General features: G+C 38.6%; 19 protein-coding genes and 2 tRNA genes. 8 read left to right on the top strand and 13 right to left on the bottom strand.

What is annotated here, in order from left to right:
* Positions 1 to 105 precede the first annotated feature (105 nt).
* Both I2F17_RS04405 and I2F17_RS04400 read left to right on the top strand, forming a co-directional pair.
* Complete coding sequence (locus I2F17_RS04405) at positions 106 to 2,295, top strand: TonB-dependent siderophore receptor (RefSeq protein ID WP_235985915.1); 2,190 nt, start codon at positions 106 to 108, stop codon at positions 2,293 to 2,295.
* Between the two features lie 154 nt (positions 2,296 to 2,449).
* Positions 2,450 to 2,851, top strand: coding sequence for a hypothetical protein (locus tag I2F17_RS04400; RefSeq protein ID WP_407926547.1), 402 nt, complete (start codon positions 2,450 to 2,452; stop codon positions 2,849 to 2,851).
* Between the two features lie 68 nt (positions 2,852 to 2,919).
* Here the strand turns inward: I2F17_RS04400 and fbaA are convergent, their stop codons facing one another.
* Positions 2,920 to 3,999: a class II fructose-bisphosphate aldolase gene (fbaA, locus tag I2F17_RS04395; protein ID WP_196422185.1), complete on the bottom strand. Its 1,080-nt coding sequence runs from the start codon at positions 3,997 to 3,999 to the stop codon at positions 2,920 to 2,922.
* Between the two features lie 768 nt (positions 4,000 to 4,767).
* On the opposite strand from fbaA, the gene I2F17_RS04390 reads away from it, so the two are divergent.
* From I2F17_RS04390 to I2F17_RS04365, 6 genes are read left to right on the top strand one after another with little or no spacing between them, the layout of a single operon-like run.
* Positions 4,768 to 7,593: a monovalent cation/H+ antiporter subunit A gene (locus tag I2F17_RS04390; RefSeq protein ID WP_328705918.1), complete on the top strand. Its 2,826-nt coding sequence runs from the start codon at positions 4,768 to 4,770 to the stop codon at positions 7,591 to 7,593.
* A gap of 5 nt (positions 7,594 to 7,598) precedes the next feature.
* Positions 7,599 to 7,970, top strand: a complete 372-nt coding sequence (locus tag I2F17_RS04385; protein WP_196422183.1) for a Na+/H+ antiporter subunit C — start codon at positions 7,599 to 7,601, stop codon at positions 7,968 to 7,970.
* A complete protein-coding gene (locus tag I2F17_RS04380) occupies positions 7,967 to 9,790 on the top strand; it encodes a monovalent cation/H+ antiporter subunit D (RefSeq protein WP_211139177.1) in 1,824 nt (607 codons plus the stop codon). Before I2F17_RS04385 ends, I2F17_RS04380 begins: the two co-directional genes overlap by 4 nt.
* Positions 9,791 to 10,312, top strand: coding sequence for a Na+/H+ antiporter subunit E (locus I2F17_RS04375; protein WP_196422181.1), 522 nt, complete (start codon positions 9,791 to 9,793; stop codon positions 10,310 to 10,312). It abuts the gene before it with no gap.
* Positions 10,309 to 10,584, top strand: coding sequence for a monovalent cation/H+ antiporter complex subunit F (locus tag I2F17_RS04370; protein WP_196422180.1), 276 nt, complete (start codon positions 10,309 to 10,311; stop codon positions 10,582 to 10,584). The genes I2F17_RS04375 and I2F17_RS04370 overlap by 4 nt, the downstream gene beginning before the upstream one ends.
* Before the next feature lie 10 nt (positions 10,585 to 10,594).
* On the top strand, positions 10,595 to 10,996 hold the full coding sequence (locus I2F17_RS04365) for a Na+/H+ antiporter subunit G (protein ID WP_196422179.1): 402 nt from the start codon (positions 10,595 to 10,597) through the stop codon (positions 10,994 to 10,996).
* Between the two features lie 36 nt (positions 10,997 to 11,032).
* On the opposite strand, the gene I2F17_RS04360 is transcribed toward I2F17_RS04365, so the two are convergent.
* The 12 genes from I2F17_RS04360 to I2F17_RS04305 all read right to left on the bottom strand — a co-directional run bounded on the left by I2F17_RS04360 (position 11,033) and on the right by I2F17_RS04305 (position 23,036).
* Positions 11,033 to 11,431 (bottom strand): ribosome-binding factor A, encoded by a 399-nt coding sequence (locus tag I2F17_RS04360; RefSeq protein ID WP_195769535.1) that lies wholly within the window; start codon positions 11,429 to 11,431, stop codon positions 11,033 to 11,035.
* 3 nt (positions 11,432 to 11,434) lie between these two features.
* Positions 11,435 to 14,134 carry a translation initiation factor IF-2 gene (gene infB / locus I2F17_RS04355; protein ID WP_211139176.1) on the bottom strand — a complete coding sequence of 900 codons (2,700 nt, stop codon included), beginning with the start codon at positions 14,132 to 14,134 and terminating at the stop codon, positions 11,435 to 11,437.
* 10 nt (positions 14,135 to 14,144) lie between these two features.
* Positions 14,145 to 15,629 carry a transcription termination factor NusA gene (nusA, locus tag I2F17_RS04350; RefSeq protein WP_196422177.1) on the bottom strand — a complete coding sequence of 495 codons (1,485 nt, stop codon included), beginning with the start codon at positions 15,627 to 15,629 and terminating at the stop codon, positions 14,145 to 14,147.
* A 33-nt stretch (positions 15,630 to 15,662) separates the two neighbouring features.
* Positions 15,663 to 16,184 (bottom strand): ribosome maturation factor RimP, encoded by a 522-nt coding sequence (gene rimP / locus I2F17_RS04345; RefSeq protein ID WP_196422176.1) that lies wholly within the window; start codon positions 16,182 to 16,184, stop codon positions 15,663 to 15,665.
* Between the two features lie 206 nt (positions 16,185 to 16,390).
* A tRNA-Met gene (locus I2F17_RS04340) sits at positions 16,391 to 16,467 on the bottom strand.
* Between the two features lie 80 nt (positions 16,468 to 16,547).
* Positions 16,548 to 16,624: transfer RNA gene (locus I2F17_RS04335), tRNA-Met, on the bottom strand.
* A 170-nt stretch (positions 16,625 to 16,794) separates the two neighbouring features.
* Entirely contained in the window at positions 16,795 to 18,066 is a 1,272-nt protein-coding gene (locus I2F17_RS04330; protein ID WP_211139175.1) for an O-antigen ligase family protein, read from the bottom strand.
* Positions 18,067 to 18,504: 438 nt separating this feature from the next.
* Positions 18,505 to 18,948 carry a pilin gene (locus I2F17_RS04325; protein ID WP_211139174.1) on the bottom strand — a complete coding sequence of 148 codons (444 nt, stop codon included), beginning with the start codon at positions 18,946 to 18,948 and terminating at the stop codon, positions 18,505 to 18,507.
* 204 nt (positions 18,949 to 19,152) lie between these two features.
* Positions 19,153 to 19,716 carry a TPM domain-containing protein gene (locus I2F17_RS04320; protein WP_211139173.1) on the bottom strand — a complete coding sequence of 188 codons (564 nt, stop codon included), beginning with the start codon at positions 19,714 to 19,716 and terminating at the stop codon, positions 19,153 to 19,155.
* The gene (locus tag I2F17_RS04315; protein ID WP_211139172.1) at positions 19,710 to 20,774 is read right to left on the bottom strand and encodes a TPM domain-containing protein; all 1,065 of its coding nucleotides are present in this window, start codon (positions 20,772 to 20,774) and stop codon (positions 19,710 to 19,712) included. The genes I2F17_RS04320 and I2F17_RS04315 overlap by 7 nt, the downstream gene beginning before the upstream one ends.
* 21 nt (positions 20,775 to 20,795) lie before the next feature.
* Complete coding sequence (locus I2F17_RS04310) at positions 20,796 to 21,383, bottom strand: LemA family protein (RefSeq protein WP_196422172.1); 588 nt, start codon at positions 21,381 to 21,383, stop codon at positions 20,796 to 20,798.
* Between the two features lie 231 nt (positions 21,384 to 21,614).
* Positions 21,615 to 23,036, bottom strand: coding sequence for an FAD-dependent oxidoreductase (locus I2F17_RS04305; RefSeq protein WP_211139171.1), 1,422 nt, complete (start codon positions 23,034 to 23,036; stop codon positions 21,615 to 21,617).
* Between the last annotated feature and the right edge of the window lie 4 nt (positions 23,037 to 23,040).

Here is a 23,040-nt window from a genome sequence, read left to right as displayed (position 1 = left end):
ATTCTTTAACAATACAATTCATTTTTTTGCCTTGACTAGGCTATTTTATAAAATAAACATTTATGATAATGTAAATTGTTATTATTAAAAATAGCTTAAAAAATCATGTATAAGTTCAAAAAAAAATCACTACATTTATCGATATGTTCCATTTTATGTGTGTCGGCCGCGCATCTACATGCCGCATCAAACACCCATACAACAGAAACCCTACCTACTCTTGCCGTTACAGCTGAAACCAATGGCAATACCAATTATGCTGCAAAAACTGCTGCATCAGGTTTAAAATCAGAGACGCCATTATTTAAAACAGCACAATCCGTCAGTGTTGTCACTTCAGAACAATTAAATCAAAAACAGGCTTTCACTTTAGTCGATGCAGTCAGTGATATTGCGGGGGTATCTGCAGGTTATCGTGGTCGCCGTGGACTCGACGATATTATTATTCGAGGACAAAATGCATCTAATCAAATTTATATTGATGGTTTAAGACAAACCAATTTAACAGCATCAGGTGGTTCAGATGTTGCGGTAGATTTATCAGGAATCGATCAAGTACAAGTAATTAAGGGCCCTGCGTCTGTTAACTTTGGACAATCATTACCGGGAGGTATTGTCAACTTAGTCACGAAACGCCCGACCGCAAATTCTTTTGCCAATCTTGACCTCACTTATGGTAGTTATAACTTTAAACAAGCCCAATTTGATCTAAACTATAGCCCCAATCAAACCAAAGAAGGGGCTTTTCGTTTAGCAGGTCGTGTCTCTGATCGAAAAGATGAAATTGATAAACTTTACTTTAAAGATTTCTTTATTTCACCATCATATAATTTTGATTTAGGCGATCGAGCAGCATTGTCTGTGATTGCAAGTTACCAACATCGCGAGTATTTACGAATACAAGGGCTACCCGCTGCAGGTACAATAAGAAATAATCCTAATGGTGAAATTCAAAGAAACTTATTTATTGGCGAACCTCAAGCAGGGCCTTATAAAGCAGATGTCTATCGTGTAGGTTATACATTTAGTTATAAATTTGACAATGACTGGCAGTTTGAACAAAATTTTGCAGTTAGAAATGCAAGCAATGATGGTAACTTCATTACCATCGACCGTTGGAGCAATAACAAGCTCACCTCTATACTGCGCACCTCTAACCTACAAGATGCAAACAACCGAATTTACACACTAGATAACCAATTAAAACGAAATTTTGATTTTCAAAACATGAGTCATCATCTCTTGATCGGTATTGATGGTTTACATGATCAACGAAAAATGAACAGCTACGACTGTGCCATTAGTAATTTAAATGTTTTCAATCCTGTATATGGCACAAATGTTGACTGTAGCAACAGAAATTATAAACCTAGCTATAAAAAAGCAACCGATGCGAGCAACAATACCGATAAAATTGATACCACTCAATTTGCAGGCATTTATTTACGAGATCAAATCTTTATTCAAGACAATTTGATTGTCAATTTGGCAGGTCGCTATGACTGGTCAAAAACCAGTACAGAGAACCGATTAACAGGCAAAAAAACTACACCAAAAAGTACAGATGCTTTCTCGGGTAGTGCCTCCGTTCTTTACAATATCAATAACTGGGTTTCACCATATGCAAGTTATTCAACGTCTTTCTTGCCAAACTCAGGTACAGACAAAATGGGTTCCCCATTTGACCCACAAAAAGGCAAACAATTTGAAACTGGCTTTAAATTCCAAAATGACAGCCAAAGCTTACAAGGTAGTATTGCTTGGTATAATTTAACACTAGACAACGTACTCGTACGTGATCCGACAGCAACCAGTTTTAACATTGCCGAGGGTCAGCAAAGAACCAAAGGGATTGAAACTGAACTTGCGGCCAATATCTCTGACCAATTACGTGTCAATGCCTCTTTTGGTCACATGTATGAAGCAAAAACCAGTAAAGATACTCGACCTGAGCGTGTCGGTCGACGTATTGAAAATACACCTGAAAACACCTATAGCTTATCTACTCGATACTATACACAAAGTGATAGTCTAGGTTGGTATATTGGTGGTGGTGTACGAGGTGAAAGCTCAAAACCTATTATTGGTGATACCTCTGTAAAACTACCACGTTATGCTTTATTTGATACAGAAGCAGGCTATAACGCTTTACATTGGGGTGCACAACTGTCTATACGCAACTTATTTAATAAAGAATATTATGCAGGAACATTTGCCAATACAAACAATGATGACCGCGTTGTTACGCTAGGTAACCCACGCCAAATCAACTTCTCACTCAAATTTAAATACTAACCAACTAGCCAAAGTAGATCCTAGTGATCTACTTTGTGCTTTCATTCATTTAAAATCATAAAATAGCTTATATATTTAACTTAACCCTATGAATTTAATCAAATTTAATATAAATTACCCCACTTATTTTAAGGGGTAAACCATGCAACACACTATACTAAAACTTGTCACTGCCATCATCATGACTTTTACTGTACTCATGAGCGCTGGTTGTTCTGTATTTATGGCGGCAAAACAACCCGATAAGAAAAATGTATCACTTCTTGTATCAGGCATGCCACGTGCTGTAATTGTTGCCGAGTTTGGTGTTCCTGTCAGTACAGAAAAACGAAATGACAATACCCGTGTTGATGTGTATTCATTTAAACAAGGTTATGGCAAAGGCGCTAAAATTGGGCGTGCATTCTTTCATGGTGTAGCAGATGTTGCCACACTCGGACTGTGGGAAATTGTCGGCACACCAACAGAAACAGCCTTTGATGGTAAAGATATTGCTTATCAAGTGACTTATGACGAAAATGAAAAAGTCAAAGAAATTGTACAATTAAAAAAATAATATCGAACCAATATAAATAAAAAAAACCGAGCATCATTGCTCGGTTTTTTTATCTCATGAATTAAATTTTAGTTGCGGTCAACGCTATTTAACTCTTCAAATGCCTGCTCTAAACGTGTCACCATTGATGTTTGTGCTGCACGTAGCCAAACACGTGGATCATAGAATTTTTTATTCGGTTTATCTGCACCTTCAGGGTTACCCAACTGGCTTTGCAAATAAGCTTCATTCTTTTTATAGAATTCAAGCACACCTTGCCAATTTGCCCACTGGGTATCTGTATCAATGTTCATTTTAATCACACCATAGCCAATAGATTCTTCAATTTCTTGTGCAGAAGAACCTGAACCACCATGGAATACAAAATCTAAACTATTGTGTGGTAGATCATGTTTTTTGCTCACGTAATCTTGTGAATCACGTAAAATTGTTGGCGTTAATTTTACATTTCCTGGTTTGTAAACACCATGTACATTACCAAATGATGCTGCAATGGTAAAACGTGGGCTAATTGCACTGAGTTTTTGATATGCATAATCCACATCTTCTGGTTGTGTATACAGTGCAGAAGCATCCATATGACTATTGTCTACGCCATCTTCTTCACCACCTGTACAACCCAACTCAATTTCTAAAGTCATATCAATTTTTGACATACGTTCTAGATATTGAGCACAAATTTCGATGTTTTCTTCTAAAGACTCTTCTGATAGGTCAATCATATGTGAAGAAAATAAAGGTTTACCTGTAGCTGCAAAATGCTTTTCACCTGCATCGAGCAAACCATCAATCCATGGCAATAGTTTTTTGGCACAGTGATCTGTATGTAAAATTACAGGTACGCCATAATGTTCAGCAACTAAATGTACATGCTGAGCACCAGAAATTGCACCTAAAATTGCTGCGCCATGAGGTTGTTCTGTTTTCAACCCTTTTCCTGCAATAAATGTTGCACCGCCATTTGAAAATTGAATGATGACTGGTGCTTTCACTTTTGCAGCAGCTTCAAGCGTTGCATTGATTGAATCTGTACCTACACAGTTCACCGCAGGTAGAGCAAAAGCATTTTCTTTAGCAACAGCAAATACTTTTTGAACGTCATCACCAGTAATTACACCAGGTTTTACAAAATCAAAAATCTTAGACATATTCGGTTTTCCTATTTCATCCATTTTAGACGGGCTCATTCACTGACTACAAAGTATAATGCGTGTATAAAACATTATGTTTCTACGTAGCTCGCTTTTTCATCATTTGCTGGCATGTTGACCATATTTCATGGTATCAATGTTTCATATGTACCACTCACATTGCAGTACATGTTTTTACACTCAATATACTCAACAACTTATGGGCATCAGGTGTAAGTTCTTTCCTTGATTCTTGCAATATGCACAACCAAATCATGACAACACATGGTTTTTGTATCGAGATAAACCACTGCAAGAATCGATCATCATACTGTCAATCTGACCATGTAAACTAACACTGATTGATCTTTTGCTCTACAAAAAATATGCATCATACATTAAGACTTTGGCCTAACATCGCAGATGTCACACCCGTGTTACCACGCCTATAAGATAGCAGATTTGCACTTTTTTGGGTTAAAGTTTTTTAAAATGCTCACTATTGATTCAATCTATCACGCATAAAAATGAATCATGTTAAAATAAAGCTGTTTTTACCAATCCTGCTGTTTTTTAATGTTAAAAAACTCGAATTTGACAGGGTTTATTGATTACAATATCACCTGATACCGTCTGATGACCCTCGGCCTGTTATTTTATGTCAATCAAGTAAAATACAGTCAGTGGCTTTTAAAATTTGAATATTGGATTTCTCTTTGCAAACCTCTAAATTTTAAAAGAAAAGATTCACCAGGCACATGCCTACATCAAAATAAGGATACAAGCGTGCTGGCCATTATCATCATTTTACCTTTATTGTTAGGTACTGGACTCAGTGCGTTATTCAATAAAGCTCACCGCCTCGCCAAAATGCTGGTGGCTGTCGCTATTAGTTTAAGTTGTTTTATTCTATTGCTCAGTCAAGCAGACCCAATCTTACAGGGACACACTATTTTACAGCATTGGGACTGGTTACCCCAATTAGGTATTAATTTAAGTTTTCGATTAGATGCCATAGCATGGCTTTTTGCACTACTCATTAGTGGTATTGGCACTCTTATTTTTATTTATGCTTATTATTATTTAAGTAAAAATAGCTCGTTAAGTAAGTTATATATCTTATTAAACCTCTTTATGGCAGCCATGCTCGGTATTTCACTTTCAGATAATCTGATTGTTTTACTGGTTTTTTGGGAGCTTACCAGCATTTCATCGTTTTTATTGGTGTCTTATTGGCATCAATACGATGCAGCACAACGTGGTGCACGGATGGCATTGACCATTACGGGTATGGGAGGGCTTGCTTTACTCGGTGGATTTGTATTACTTGGACAAATGGCAGGTACGTACCAAATTCATAGTATTTTAGCCATGGGCTCAAGCTTACAACAACATGCCTTGTTCACCCCTGCTATGCTCCTGATCTTACTAGGTGCATTTACAAAAAGTGCGCAGTTTCCATTTCATTTTTGGCTACCAAATGCCATGGCAGCCCCAACACCTGTATCGGCCTATTTACATTCAGCAACGATGGTTAAAGCAGGTATTTTTCTCATTGCTCGCTTACTTCCTATTTTTGTTGGATTTGGCTTATTCCATACTATTGTTACTAGTGTTGGCCTGATTACTTTCTTTATTGGAGCATTTTTTGCCATCTTTAAAGAAGATCTCAAAGGCTTATTGGCATATTCAACCATTAGTCATTTAGGGTTGATTGTCTGTTTATTGGGAATGGGCTCACCGCTTGCAGTGGCTGCTGCAGTTTTTCATATTATTAATCATGCCACATTTAAAGCGGCACTGTTTATGATTGCAGGGGTCATTGACCATGAAATGGGAACCCGTAGTTTACGTAAGCTCAAAGGCATTTGGCAACTTCTTCCATTTACAGGTACGCTCACATTTATTACAGCATCTGCCATGGCAGGTGTTCCTTTAACCAATGGTTTTTTATCCAAAGAAATGTTTTTTACCGAAATTGTGTCTCAATTTTCGGGAACAAGTTTAACCATTGCCATTATTATTACAACACTTGCAGGTATTTTTGCGGTCGCCTACTCAACCCGCATGATTCATGGCATATTTTTTGATGGCGCTTTAGGTGAAAATATTCCAAACAAACACGCCCATGAACCACCTTTTGGTATGCGTGCACCTATTTTATTACTGGCCATTTTGTGTATTTTGGTGGGTGTTCTACCTGCATTTTTTGCTGAACATATTGTTAATAGCGTTACACAATCTATTCTACTCGATAGCAATTCACATATTGTGCATTTGGCCATTTGGCACGGCGTTAACCTTCCTTTAGGCATGAGTGTTGTTGCTTTGGTGGGTGGAATAAGCATGTACTTCTTCTTAGCTCGACACGGAAAAATTCGCCGTATTGAGCTTGAAAAATATTTGGGCCCAATTCAAGGCAAGCTCATTTTTGAAAAACTGCTATCTCAATTAGAGACCCTTTCTAGACGCATCAAATTGGCCACGGAAACCAGTCGATTACAAAGCTATTTATTTTTAGTCATTGCTTTTAGCATTTGCATGATTTGTATTCCTTTACTGCCATATCAAATTAGCACAGGTACACGTGTACTTACGCATGCACCAATACTGGCGATTGTTCTTTGGTTGTTACTGTTTAGTGCATGTTGGATGATGCTATGGTTTCATCATGAACGAATTAAAGCTGTGCTTATTAGTGGTGCTGTTGGACTTGTGGTTTCTATTACTTTTACCACACTCAGCGCACCCGACCTTGCACTCACACAAATCACAGTAGATGTGGTGACCACCGTCATACTGTTAATGAGCTTATCGCTACTACCACAGCTTACTCCATATGAATCATCACAAGCGAGACGTTGGAGAGATGCCATCATTGCAATCTCAGCAGGTGGTGGGATTGGTTGGGTCACTTGGCTGATTTTAACACGTGACTATAGTTCAATCTCGTGGTTCTTCATTCAACAATCTTTACCCCTTGGTGGTGGTGCAAATATCGTTAATGTTATTTTGGTCGATTTTCGTGGATTCGATACATTTGGTGAAATCACAGTTTTGGGAATTGCAGGTATAGGTACACTGTGCTTAATGGATGGTATGCGAGCTCATGGTACTCAAACCACCAAGGGCTTAACCTATCGTTTTAACCCATCACCACTTTTATTGCGAACCACAGCATCATGGATTTTACCTGTTGCCTTGGTGGTCAGTTTTTATATTTTTATGCGTGGGCACAATTATCCAGGGGGTGGCTTTATTGCAGGCCTCATCACTGCAATTGCATTAATTCTACAATACATTGCATTAGGCCAAGATCGTGCAGAACGTTTGATTCGTGCCAGATCTGGTCGTTTATATGAAATTTGGATTGGTTCAGGATTAATTATTGCAGGTCTATCGGGAATTGCCTCTTGGTTTTGGATGCGTCCATTTTTAACCAGCGCACACATTTATGTTTCTCCTCCTTTATTTGGAGAAACACATTTAGCCTCTGCTGTATTTTTTGATTTAGGTGTATATCTTGCTGTGGTCGGTTCAACCATGCTCATGATTTCAGTATTAGGGGACTCTCGACATTCTTCAATGTCTGGCCCTATGCCAAAGGAGTAGCTAAAATGATTAGTATTGAATTCTTAATGGCATCGGGGATTGGATTACTCTTTGCCACAGGCATTTATTTAATTTTACGTGCCAGAACTTTTCCTGTTGTTCTTGGATTAGCCATGCTTGGTTATGGGGTCAATTTATTTTTATTTGCTACAGGGCGTGTACATGTAAATTCACCTGCCATCTTAACTGAAACCACCTCTGTAACTGACCCACTTCCACAAGCTTTAGTCCTTACAGCAATTGTGATTGGATTTGCAACCACAGCTTTTATTGTGCAATTGGCATTACGCAGTCGCTATGAATCGGGTACAGACCATGTCGACTCAAAAGAAATTACAGAACTTGCCAATGATCCAAACGAGGACAAAGCATCATGAATGACTTTTTTCACTTTTGGCACACTCAAACTCCAATTATTAGCATACTGATCCCCGCACTTGCTGGTTTTATTTTACTTTTATTAGGCAACCCTCGTGCCGAAAACTTACTCACAGATAAATATCAACCATGGCGAAGATTTATCAGTTATAGCGCAACAATTGCAGGTTTTATTACTGCAATCAGTTATGTGGTACAAAGCACACATGGACAACTTTACGTCTATAGTCTCAGTGAGTGGTCTGCGCCTTTCGGAATTGTGCTGGTATTAGATCGCCTGTCTGGTTTTATGTTGTTGCTGACCTACCTACTAGCACTGCCTATTGTGTGGTTTGCAAGCTCAGATTGGGACTTACGTGGCCGCTATTTTCACGCACTACTACAGTTCTTACTCATGGGCTTGTGCGGAGCATTTCTGACGGGTGATTTATTTAATTTATTTGTATTTTTTGAAGTTTTATTGATGTCTTCCTATGTCCTTTTGATTTATGGACAAGGTAAAGCACGTTTTCAGCTTGGCATACACTATGTGGTTATTAATCTTGTAGCTAGTGCAATTTTCTTGGTTTCTTTAGGCCTTATTTATGCCAGTGTAGGTAGCCTAAATATGGCCGATGTAGCACGAATTATGCCTACATTACATCCAGACCAAAAGCAACTTGCAACTGCAGGCGCATATTTACTGTTTACAGTGTTTGCCATTAAAGCCGCTGTATTACCACTTGGTTTTTGGTTACCCAAAACCTATGCTGTGGCAAGTACCCCTGTTGCAGCTTTATTTACACTCATGACCAAAGTTGGTATCTATGCAATTTTAAGGGTCAATGCGGTATTATTTTTAGAACAAGAGTACACCGCTCTGTTTAATATTTTATTAACACTTGGCTTGATCGGCTCATTGTATGGCGTAATTGGTGCTTTAGGTGCAATTCGACTGAGACGTTTTGTTGGCTTCATGATTTTATCATCACTTGGAACCATTTGTGTGGCCTTAGGTATCGACCGCCCCGCATCTTGGACGGCAGGCCTGTATTACCTCTTTCATAGCACAATTGTTGGTGCTGCATTTTACTTACTGTGTGGTTGGATTACTGCACAACGTGGTGAATTTAAAGATCATTTTAAAGCTGCTCCACGCATGAAACAAAATACCTTGTTATCTATTTGCTTTTTTCTCGTGGCATTAATGATGGCAGGACTGCCACCATTTAGTGGTTTTCTAGGCAAAGTATTTATTTTACAAGCAACCGCAGGCTATCCATATCAAGTTTTAATTATCATTACCGTTTTAGTGGTCAGTTTACTGAGCATATTGGCCTTTGTTAAAGCAGGATTTATTTTATTTTGGCAAACCAGTGAACCTGAAAAAAACCCAGATAGCGAAGCTTATAAAAACTATCAAGCCTTACCTAAACGTGCACCAAAGCGTTATGACATTACAGTATACTTCTTTTTAAGCATGCTTATTTTATATGTTATTTTTGCAAACCCAATTCAGCAATATTTAGCCGCGGCCAGTACCGACTTATCACAACAATCGTTTTATCAAAATGCAATACTTAAGCAAGATCAACGTGGAAATTTGATTAGCATACAACCATTTGATTCAAAAAATATTGCTGAAACAAAATATGCAGGTGAAAATTTAGATCCAAATGCACATTTAATTCCGTATATTATTTCACCAGAGACCTATGCAGGCGAACATATTTCGTCTTATAAGAAAGAGCAAATTTTCAAACAGCAACAAGAGTTATCACGGCCAACCACTTTACCAATCAATAATGATGGGGCAAAACTACAGCGAATGGAGCCTTAAATGAAAAGAAAATCGTTGTTTAGACGTTGGTTACCTCACCCTTTTGTTTCCGTGGTTTGTGGCTTACTTTGGCTGATGCTCAATCATAGTATTGCTCTAAGTGATATTATAGTTGCTCTATTGATTGCTGTTATTATTCCTAAATTATCTGCGCCATTTATTGCACGAACCCCCAATATGCAATGGTGGCCAACCATTCACTTATTTTTTACCGTGTTATGGGACATCGTTGTTTCTAATTTTGTTGTTGCCAAACTGGTATTAGGGCCAAAAAAGAACTTAGAACCAAAATGGTTTCGCATCCCCTTAGAAACCAAACACGAACAAGTGAATTCTTTATTGGCCATGATTATTACCACAACACCCGGTACGGTCAGTGCAGGAATAGACCAAGAGCGAGGTGATATTTTAGTGCATGCTCTTAATGCTAAAAATCCTGATGCTGAAATTGAACTCATTAAACAGCGTTATGAACAGCCATTGATTCAGATTTTTAGCGCAAAAACAGGAGTAAATCAATGACAATATTGCCTTACGTACTTGGAATTTGCCTGACCATGATTACCATTTCCATGCTCCTTTGCTTGGTTAGAATGGTCATTGGGCCTTCTATTGTTGATCGACTTTTGGCACTAGATGCCTTATTTTTAAATACTTCAGGACTAATCATTGTTCTTGGTGTTTATTGGGCTACTCACTTATTATTTGAAAGTGCACTTTTGATCTCTTTGTTTAGTTTTATTTCAACCGTTGCACTGGCCCGATATTTTACCAGTGGCCATGTGATTGACTGAGGATGAAATTATGCAACTAATCATGGAAATATGTGTTTCTTTTTTTCTATTACTTGGTAGCTTCTTTATGCTTACAGGGAGTATTGGTATGGTTCGCATGCCAGATTTATTTACTCGCCTACATGCACCAACCAAGTCGAGCACCTTAGGTTTAGGTAGTTTTTTAATTGCAGCCATTATCTATGCTGCGTTTCATCATCAATTTGGTTTTGCTCAGCTCATTATTACTTTATTGGCATTTATTAGCGCACCTGTATCAGCCAACTTAATGGCTCAAGCCGCACTGCATTTAAAATTGCGCTCTTTAAGTGGTGATGTACCAGAAACCATTCAACGGCCATTACCTTGGTCTAAAACTAAATTTTCAGCACGTAGTACCAATACTAAAGATTCATCTTCCAATCCATCTTAAATATAAAAAAAGCCACTCTAAAGTGGCTTTTTTTAATTAATCTTGCTCTTTTTTACGTTCAGGTAAGTCCTTTACGGCTTCTTCAATCAAATCAAACATATAGTTGCCATATGCATTGGTTTTATCATAATGAAAACGTAAGCGTGGTGTAACTCGTGTTTTAATACGTCGACTTAACTCTTGGCGCAAAAAACCAGACGCTTTATTTAGTACATTCAGCGTCTCTTTATTTGCTTCCTCGGTTTGCTCATCGCCGAGTTCACGCCCCATCACTGTGACATAAATCTCGGCATAGCCCAAGTCAGGACTCACTTTTACAGCAGAAATGGTAACATAACCACCTAAACGAGGGTCTTTCAACTCTTGACGAATCAATTCAGCGACTTCTCGCTGAACTGAATCTGCCATACGTTTTAAACGCTGACTACCTGCCATAAATTAAAGGCTCCGTTTAATAATTTGTACATCATAAACTTCGATTTTGTCTAAGGCTTTAATATCTTTATAACCTTTAACTGCTAAACCACATTCCATGCCTGCACGTACATCTTCAACCACTTCTTTATAGCGACGTAAAGATTCAAGTTCACCTTGGAAAATAACGACATCATCACGTAAAACACGAATTGGTTTATTACGATGAATCACACCTTCCATGACCATACAGCCTGCAGCTGCACCAAACTTGCTTGAATGGAAGACTTCACGCACTTGTGCAACACCAAGAATCGTTTCACGATGTTCAGGTGCAAGCTTACCGCTCATTGCATTTTTCACATCATCAATCAATTGATAAATCACACTATAGTAACGAATATCAATTTCGTCTTGATCTGATTTTTGACGAGCTGTTGCATCTGCACGGACGTTAAAACCAAGTAAAACTGCATCTGATGATTCAGCAAGCGTCACATCAGATTCTGTAATTGCACCCACGCCAGAACCAATCACACGTACTTTCACTTCATCTGTTGCAAGTTCATATAAAGCTGTTTGTAATGCTTCTAAAGAACCACGAACATCAGTTTTTAACACGATATTCACCGTAGGAACATCTTTTTTGCCCATAGATGACATGAGGTTTTCTAAACGCATTGCGCTTGCACGCTCTAAACGTTTCTCACGCTCACGAGTCATACGAGCATCAGCAACTTCACGCGCTTTTTTCTCATCATTCACAACAAGTACTTCATCGCCCGCCATCGGTACTTCTGGTAATCCTAAAATTTCAACAGGAATAGAAGGGCCTGCAGATTTAATACGAACACCATTTTCATCTGACATCGCACGTACGCGACCATATGATGAACCTGCCAATACAAGATCACCTACGTTCAATGTACCATTTTGCACTAAAATAGAAGTTACAGCACCACGGCCTTTATCTACACGCGCTTCAATAACAACACCTTGTGCAGCACCTTTTGCAGATGCTTGAAGTTCCATCACTTCAGCTTGAAGTAAAATTTGATCGAGTAAATCGTCAATGCCTTCGCCTGTATGTGCTGACACTTTAGCTACGGCAACATCACCACCCCATTGCTCTGGAACGATTTCTTTTGCAGTCAACTCATTCAATACACGGTCTGGATCTGCAGATTCCTTATCCATTTTGTTCATGGCAACAATAATTGGCGTACCTGCTGCACGTGCATGGTCAATTGCTTCGGTAGTTTGTGGCATTACACCATCATCTGCTGCAACAACTAACACCACAATATCTGTTGCCTTAGCACCACGTGAACGCATAGAAGTAAATGCAGCATGCCCTGGGGTATCTAAGAACGTAATGATTCCTTTCTCAGTTTCAACATGGTATGCACCAATATGTTGTGTAATACCACCAGCTTCACCAGAAGCCACTTTTGCACGGCGAATACGATCAAGAAGTGACGTTTTACCATGGTCAACGTGACCCATGATGGTCACTACAGGTGGACGTGTTGTGAGTTCACCACGTGCTTGTTCAGCTTGCTCGAGTAGGTTGTCTTCAGTTTGAGTATCTGAAACCAATACAGGGTTATGCCCCATTTCTTCAACCACTAAAGATGCTGTTTCTTGCTCAATCGCTTGGTTCTCGTTCACTAATTCGCCCATTTTCATAAGCATTTTAATGACTTCACGCACTTTTACAGCCATTTTTTGTGCAAGATCAGCAACAATAATCGTTTCACCGATTTCAACATCGTACACTTGCTTTTTCACAGGTTTTTCAAAACCATGTTTATTTGCAGCGCTGGTTTTTAAACCACGTTTGTGATGATTTTTGTTGAAGCTTTGCTCTTCTTGACCATTACGACCTTTCTTTTGACCACGGGTGTCTTTTGCACCACCACGTTTAATTTCACGGTCTTCTTTTTTGAAAGATTCTTCATAAGCTTGTCCAACCAGACCTGCTGCAATTGGTGCATCATCTACAACACGAATCGTTTTACTGTCGTCATTGGTATATTTAGACGCCATTTTACGCATTTGCTCAAGTGTACGCTGTTGTGCTTCTTCAGCAGCTTTACGACGTACAACTTCTTCAGTCGCACGTAATTGCGCTTCTTGTGCTTGACGTGCCTTTTTCTCGGCAGCGTTAACCGTTGGCTTAGTGCTTGGACGAACCACTGCACCATTGCGTTTTTTCACAACAACAGCAGCAGCTTTTGTAGACGTTGTTACTTGCTCTTTTTTCTGCGCTTGTGCTGCACGCATTGCTTCAAGCGTTGCATTTGCTTTATCTTCTACTGCAGGTTTGGTCTCTGTTTTAACCGCTTTAGCTGTAGTTTTAGGCTGACTTACATCTGCTTCTGCTTTCGCTTTTGCAGCTGCTTCTGCAGCAAGTTGCTTAGGATCAGGTTTTGTAAACGTATGCTTTTTACGTACTTCTACGTTGATCGTTTTAGGTTTACCTGAGGTACTTGCTACTTTTGCTGTACTGGTCGTTTTACGTTTCAAGGTAATTTTTCCTGCATTTCCTTCGTTTTGACCATGCACATTTTTAAGATGGTTTACGAGAGTATTTTGCTGTTCTGTTGTAAGCGTATCATTCGCATTTTTTTGTGGTAATCCAGCATCACGAACCTGCTCTAGGAGCTTCTCAACAGGACGTCCCACATTTTCCGCCAATTCTTTAATCGACTTGTCCGTCATTTATTACCTCCTAGTTAAACCATGATTCTCTGGCTTTCATAATTAATTGACCTGCATTTTTTGCATCTAGACCTTCAATATCTGAAATGTCATCTGTTGCCTGATCTGCAAGATCATCTACAGTTACAATGCCACGGCTTGCAAGTGCATACGCAATTTGTTTCGTTATGCCTTCCATATTCAACAGCTCTTCACTTGGCTCTTGAATATTTTCTTGCTCTTTTAGCGCATCTGCCAAAGCAATTTCTTTCGCACGACTTTGTAAAAGCTCAACAGTATCGCTGTCTAAATCAATTTCATTGAATGTTTCTGCAGGAACATATGCCACTTCATCAAGCGACGTAAAGCCCATTTCAACAAGTGCCACAGCTAAACTTTCATCAATGTCTAGACGGGTAACAAACATGTCCAAATATTGTTGTGCTTCATTCTGCTGACGAGCATGGTAATCTTCCTCTAGCATCATATCAAGCTTATAGCCTGTCAACTCTGAAGCAAGACGTACATTTTGCCCTTGTGAACCAATGGCACGTGCTAATTGTTCACTGGTTGCAAAAATGATATCTGCTGTTCGCATATCTTCATCAATAACAATACCAGAAACATCTGCAGGCTCTAATGCACTTGCAATATATTGAGCAGGATCATCTGACCATACCACAACATCAATGCGTTCACCATTTAACTCTTGCTGTACAGCTTGAATACGTGTACCACGCATACCAATACATGCACCCACTGGGTCAATGCGATGATCATTGGTTTTTACTGCAATTTTTGCACGGACACCCGCTTGGCGTGTCGCTGCTTTAATTTCAATAATTTCTTCCGATATCTCAGGAACTTCTTTTTTAAGAAGCGCCTTTAACATCTCAGGTTTAGCACGAGACAATAATAGTTGTGCACCACGACCTTCACGATTGACTTCATACAAAATTGCACTGAGTCTTTGTTTAGGACGTAAGTTTTCTTTTGGAATCGTTTCTTCACGTGCTAGATAGCCTTCAGCATTGTCGCCTAAATCTATAATATAGCCATCTTTGGTTTGTTTTTTCACTTCACCATAAATCAGCTCACCGACTTTAGACATATATGCATCAGCAATCAATGCACGTTCCGCTTCACGAATTTTTTGTACAATCACTTGTTTTGCAATTTGTGCAGCAATACGACCAAATTCAATCGATTCTACTTCAAGCTCACGAATGTCGCCTATTGAACATTTTTCAGGATTAAGATCTGAAATTGCATCTTGACATGCTGGCATTTCGTGGTCTTCATCCGCAACGACTTCCCATTGGCGGAATGTTCGGTATTCACCTGTTTTACGGTCAATTTGTACTCGAAGCTGTGCTTCTTCTGAGGTTGTACCCTCATAAAATTTCTTTTTCGTTGCAGCAACAAGCGCTTGTTCTAGTGCTTCAAAGATGGCTTCACGGCTAACACCTTTTTCATTACTAACCGTTTCTGCAACGGTAAGAATCTCACGACCCATAAGTCACCTATACATTTAGATTTTCTTAATAATTTAGTCTTGATATACCAAGTTCGCTTTGTCGATATTTTGGCTATCAATTTCAATAACGTGCTGTTTTTCCACTTCTACTTGAATCGTTTCATTATCAAGATCAACTGCAACCAATTTCGCTTGAAATTTACGGCGATTTTCAACAGCTGCAATTAAACGCAAAGCAACCTGTTGGCCAATGTAAGCTGGCATTTGGGTAAGCTCGAAAAATGGGCGATCCCACCCTGGTGACGAAACTTCAAGCGAGTATTCACCTGAAATGGGGTCATGTACATCTAAAATTGCACCAACCTGTTTTGTGACATTGACACAATCTTGAACACCAATGCCATTGCCTTGCTCATCTGCAAGACCTTCGAGCACCTGTGTAGATTCTGTTTGATTCGCTCTATCTATATAAACACGTAGCATAGAACGCTTACCTTGAGGTAAAAACTCAATACCCCACAACTCAACATCACATGCGGCTACCGCAGGTGCAATGAGGTCTTGTAGCGCTTGATTTTTGTTTGATAGTTTCATGTACTCTCATCATTTTATGCAATACAACAGTTGGCTTTTGCACCAACCCACCTGTATGTAGTGAAGCATGTCTTGTTGACAAATTGATGTCGACACAACATAACAACCATTAAAAAAAGGGCGTCTATCCGCCCTTTTTGCACAGAAAAAGCAAAGCCCACTGTGCAAAAAGGCCCACCTATTTGTGAGCCTTTTAGCAAGAATCTTGGTAGCGGGAGCTGGATTTGAACCAACGACCTTCGGGTTATGAGCCCGACGAGCTACCAGACTGCTCCATCCCGCAATAGTGTGCAATACTTTAACTTATTTTGAGTATTTTTACAACGCTAAATAAGCCCAATGATGTTGCAAATCTCATTGAATTGGTAGCGGGAGCTGGATTTGAACCAACGACCTTCGGGTTATGAGCCCGACGAGCTACCAGACTGCTCCATCCCGCACCGACATACAATGTTCTGGTAAACATGTATTTTACAACAAGTCTTAAATGACTTGATGGAGCGCATTGTATAGAGTGAAATGCTTTACTGCAAGGGGTTTTTTATGTTTCAACCTATTTATGGATCGAATGGTTCTTTTTTAGGCGAAATATTACAGTAACCAATGTGCGCTAAAATTTAGGCTTTTCTTCTAATAATTGCTTATAGCTCACATTTTTATGATAAGTATAATTTAAAATACCCAATTGTCTTTTGGCTTCAGCTTCTTCACCATTAAGTGCAAGAATTTGTGCATACTTTATTAAATCGTACGGCATAATATACAATTCAGCCATTTTTTTTGCATTCAACCAATCTTTGTCAGTCATGGGTTGATGTATATTTAAGCCAATCCATTGCGCTCTAGCATCATACTGATCGAACAAAGCTAATTTATAAGGTAAATCCACTACCCCTTTATGGTTGTTCATTTCAGCAGTTTTTCCAGTCAAGATATTATCCCATATAAGATTATATTGTTGATATACATGATACCCCCCCACAAAAGAAAGTATAAAAATAATGATTACATAGCCTTGAGATATTGAGGTTTCAAAGCGAGGTTGATATGCAAGGGATATTCCAATGAGTAACCCCAAAGGTAATAAAAAGTATAGGTAATAGAGTGGAAATTCGAGCATAGAGTGAATTCCTAATGCCGAGATCATCAGAAAAATAATGAGTGTTTCAGTGTTAACAATACAGTGTAATAAAGTCTTATACATCCATAAAATATAAAAAGTAATAAACAACCCTAAAGGTAGTCCACACCAGACCATAAGATCCAGAAATAAATTATGTGCACTTGTCGCCCACTCATAGCCTTTATATACATCAATCACTTGTGCTTGAGCTACAGTTGTTTGGTTCCAGCCATAACCCCAAAAAGGTTGTTTTAATATCGCGTGAACCATTTGATTCCAAATATCTAATCTCAAATAACCCGATGAAATTCTTTCTGATGCGGAGCTAATCGATGCAACATTAAAATAAGGAGCCAATGCTTGATTTAAAAATGGAAGTACAGAGATAGATAAAATATAGAATAGCGTTAAAATCACTACATCTTTGTAGTTAAATTTTAAAGATACTTCCTTATTTGCAAAAACTAAAAAAGTGAAACAAAAAATAATAATTAACCATCCAGTACGTGATTGTGTTAGCGCCATTGCAAATAAAAATAAAAAACTCAAACTCATAAAAATATATTTTTTATAGATATTTTTTTCAAAGAAATATAACCCAGATAACAAACCTAAAGACAACAATGTAGATAACTGATTAAATTGCCCAATATTTGCGTATGGACGATTACCAGAAAAATTCATCAACCATTCTTGTCCTTTAAACAACCCTAACCATTGAAATATAGCAAAAAATGAAGAAACGAATGAAGCAAGCATGAACACTGCAAATAAAGCACTTAAAATTTGATTTGAGCAATTTTCTTGAAGTATTAAGTTATAACCAATAACAATGGCTAACATAAAGGCGAATAGGTAAAGGGAAGCCGTCCACGCAATTGTAAAAAAGAAAATTTGGCCACAAAAATACTGTAATAAGGGCAAGCAAGACAACAATAAAAATGGAATTGCCCAATAAGGGATAGTAATTTTTTTTCTTTTAAAAGTAAGTAATGGAAGTAAAAAAATAATGCTAAATAATGCTAAAAACTCTAATAAAAAGCTAGACCAAGGTAAGTAGTGGGCAGGTAATAGGTATGAAAATATGAGTAATATGAAAAATATTTTCATTGAGTTAAAAATTAATCATTTTAATTGTACCAAAAGTATGGCATCTAATTTTTTGGATGCCATACTAAAAACGATGTGAAGTTATAGTTACGCTGTACAACCAGATGGATAATAACTCGTATCCGTCACACCTTCAATTTTACATACATAGTTACCCGTAGTGGTACGGTCATATCTTACTTTAACAGAGCCTTCAGTACCTAGTCTTCCAACATTTTTAACAGTACATGAAATAGCAGATGAAACACTGCCATCTGCTGCAGGAGCTGCAACTGTCACACTATCACAATTTCCAGTTTTATCTTGTAGACCCACTTGGCTCGCTGCAGTACCATTAAAACCTGATGTACCTTTTTCGTTATACAATAATTCATACTGTGTTTTACCAGCAGAAACATCTGCTAACGCAGCAGAGATTTTTGCCTTAGCAGTATAGTTTTGATACGCAGGAATCGCAATCGCAGCCAAAATACCAATAATCGCTACAACGATCATTAATTCAATAAGTGTAAAACCTTTTTGAGCGTTCATTTATTTACCTCTGTGTAAATTTAACGTTTAAAAACCTATTCAAGTAACGTGTTGTCACTCTTTTATACATAGAGTATAGCAACATTTGTGCCAATCAAACTATTTATTTAAATTCATGCAATTGAGCCATTGTATGAATTTAATATGTACTTAAAATGACACAAACTGACATTTTATGTCAATAAAACTCACAATTCGTCATCATTAAATCATGATTGGCCGATTACTCAATTCATTGCCATACTGATCATGATCGTGCATTTGTGCATAGTATTCATTTAAAACTTGCCCAATTTCGGCAACACCTTGCGTTACAGCCTCGGTATAATGTTTATTTTTCATACGCTGTACAATGTTTTCACAAATTACAGTCCAAATGTCAGGCGTTGTTTTTTGTCTGATTCCTCGATCAAAAACAATCTCCACCCGACATTCACATAAATTTAAATACAACAAAATGCCACTGTTCAATTCAGTATCCCAAACTCTCAATTGGGCAAACAGTTGCTGTGCTCTTAAAGCGGTATTGGTATAATATGCCAAAGTACATGGAATATGCCCTTCGACAACCACTTGTATTTCACCTGCATGTCCATCTTCGGCATGTTGTACAGCTTGCGTAATTTGCCTGTAATCAGATTTTGTGAAGTATTTTGATGCATTGGGTATATATGTAAAATGTTTAAACCAGCGTTTAAAACTCGGTACAACCGCATCGCGAGTGTCGATCTGCGTTGTAATATGTGCCGTATCTCTTTTATTTACCATGACCCTGATGCTCCCCCACCGCCAAAACCACCGCCACCGCCACTAAAACCACCACCACTGCCACCTGAGCCTCCTCCTCGACCACCCCCCGAGGTGAAAATTTGTAACATAAGTTGTGCTAAAGACGTAATTAAGAGTAAAAAAACCCCCGCCCCAAGCAGTAAACTGACCAATACTCCTGCACCACTAATCATTCCCGATGCCACTGCTGTCACACCTGCAACAGATGCAGTTAAGCGATTCCCAAAAAATGAGGATGCAAATATACCGATAATTAAAATAACGGCTGTATATAACAACATTTGATCTTTTGATTCTTGAGCCTGAATGGCACGATCTTGCTGCTGTTTTAACTGTTCTGCTGCTTGTTTCGCCACGTCAGGATCTAAATTCAGTATTCTTTGAATTTCTTGAAGACCTGCTGTTAAACCTTGTGCAATATTTCCATCTTTAAATGCAGGGGTAATTTGGTTTCGTATGATGCGATGAACAATAGCATCAGGTAATACACCTTCTAAACCATAACCTGTCAAAATTTGAATACGGCGATCATTCACCGCAACTGCAATCACAATACCGTTATCTTGCTTTGCTGTACCTAATTTCCATTGATTTGCGATACGCATAGCAAAGTCAAAAATAGATTCTTGCCCAACTGTTGGTACAATCACAATGCCTATTTGCGCTTTTGCAGATTGATGTAGCTGAATGATTTGATCTGACAATCTTTTTAACTGTGCTTGACTTAAAACCTGTGCTTGATCGATGACAGGTTGAGTCAATGTTGGTAGTTGACGTATGCTTTGACCATCAGATAAATCATTTTCGACAACACGTGGCGATGGTGCTTTATTCTGTGCAGATGAGGCAGTAAGTGTAGAAGGTTGCTGAATGGCTTGCCCAATCACTGCTTGATCTGGTGATGCTTCATTCAGTACGCCTGTTGACAAAATTTGTTTATTTTGATCATTACTCCAAGCAAGTACTGTACTACTCAGTAAAACAAGAGCCAAAATAAAACGTAAGCAGCCATGTTTATCCCTATCGTAAATACGCATCAAACCACCTATTTAAATGTATTAAAATGAGACGGTAGGTGCTTTTTCTGCCCCTGTCTGTGCGCTAAAATTCGGACGGGTTTTCATGCCAATCACTTTTGCGGTCAATGCTTGAGGAAATTGACGAACGTAAGTGTTATAGTCTTGTACAGTCGTAATATAGCGATTTCTTGCTACAGCAACACGGTTTTCAGTGCCTTCAAGTTGTGCTTGTAAATCTAAAAATTGCTGATTTGCTTTTAAATCAGGATAATTTTCAGAAACAGCAAGTAGTCTTGACAATGAACCGCTCAATTGTTGCTGGGCTTTTTGATATTTTTCAAAAAGCTCTGGGTTTTCTAACACCTCTTTATCTACTTTTAAACCCGCTACATTTGCACGAGCTTGTGTCACTTCAGTCAATGTTGAATTTTCATGTTTTGCATAACCTTTTACCACATTAACAAGGTTTGGTACTAAGTCAGCACGGCGTTGATATTGATTTTCAACATCAGACCATGTGGCATTCACTGCTTCATCTTTGACCTGTAGCGTATTGTAACCACAACCAGAAAAAGCAAGGCTACTCAAAATTAATGTTGTTGTTGCGACTTTTTTGACAAAATTCATTTTTTAACCTTTTCTTTGATGAAAAATTGATTGAATCTTCTTAGCTGACCTGTAAGTCATTATATAATTTAGGCTTAAGCAATTCACAGGCAATACTTTTTTATTGATTTTGCCATACCATATTCCGTTTTGATCATTTTTATACAAAACACATCATTTTTTTCTAATTTATAAAAAAAACTCTAAGACTTGCTTAGAGTTTTTACTGAAAAGTGAATGGCAAAGAATCGATTATATGTCTAAATAATCTAAAATCCCTTCGGCAGCCTGACGACCTTCCCAAATGGCAGTGACCACCAAATCAGATCCACGCACCATATCACCTCCTGCAAATATTTTAGGATTAGATGTTTGAAATTTGTATTGCTGTTGCTCTTGTGCAAGTACTCGTCCAGAACCATCAAGCATAATTTTGGCACCATCAAACCAATCTGCTGGGCTTGGTCTAAAGCCAAATGCCAATAAAACTGCATCTGCTGGTAAAATTTCCTCTGAACCAGGAATTGGCTCTGGGCTACGACGTCCTCTCACATCAGGCTCGCCCAGCTGTGTTGTCACCACTTTTACACCTGTGACTTTACCTTGCTCACCTACAATTTCAACAGGTTGGCGGTTAAATAAAAACTTTACCCCTTCCTCTTTGGCATTTTGTACTTCTTTACGAGAACCTGGCATGTTGGCTTCATCACGGCGGTAAGCACATGTGACCTCTGCTGCACCTTGGCGAATAGAGGTACGATTACAATCCATTGCAGTATCGCCACCACCAAGTACAATGACTTTTTTCCCTTCCATACAAATATATTCTGAAGGGTCTTTTTCCCAATTTTGACAACGATTAACATTGGCAATCAGAAAATCTAGAGCATCGTGAACACCATCAAGATCTTCACCTGCAAAACCACCTTTCATGTAGGTGTATGTTCCCATTCCCATAAATACAGCATCATAATCTGCTAACAGTTGTTCTATGCTAATGTCCGTACCTACATCAACATTTAGCTTAAACTCAACGCCCATGCCTGTAAAAATTTCACGGCGACGCTTCATAACATCTTTTTCCATTTTAAATTCTGGAATTCCAAATGTTAGTAAGCCACCAATTTCGGGACGTTTATCAAAAATAGTGGGTTTTACACCACTTCGAACCAAAATATCCGCACACCCTAGACCTGCAGGGCCTGCACCAATAATGGCAACTTTTTTGTCTGTCCACTGTACCGCAGACATATCTGGTCGCCACCCTAATGCAAAAGCGGTATCATTAATGTACTTTTCAGCATTACCAATGGTTACTGCACCAAAGCCATCGTTTAAAGTACACGCACCTTCACATAAACGGTCTTGTGGACATACTCGGCCACACACTTCAGGCAATGTATTGGTTTGATGGCATAACTCTGCCGCTTGAAAAATACGCCCTTCTGCAATCAGTTTAAGCCAGTTGGGAATATAGTTATGCACAGGGCATTTCCATTCACAATACGGATTACCACAGCCCAAACAGCGATGTGTTTGATTTTGGGCAGTATCTGTACTAAACGGCTTATAGATTTCTACAAATTCAGTTTTACGTACATCAATTTGTTTTTTTTCAGGGTCTTGGCGTGCGACATCGAGAAACTGGAAGTCGTTACTTAGGCGTTCTGCCATATTG

It is taken from the genome of Acinetobacter baretiae, from assembly GCF_015627105.1.
In the GTDB taxonomy this organism is placed as follows: Bacteria; Pseudomonadota; Gammaproteobacteria; order Pseudomonadales; family Moraxellaceae; genus Acinetobacter; species Acinetobacter baretiae.
The sequence above is the reverse complement of the archived record's forward strand: the minus strand, read 5'-3'. Positions and strand labels throughout refer to the sequence as shown.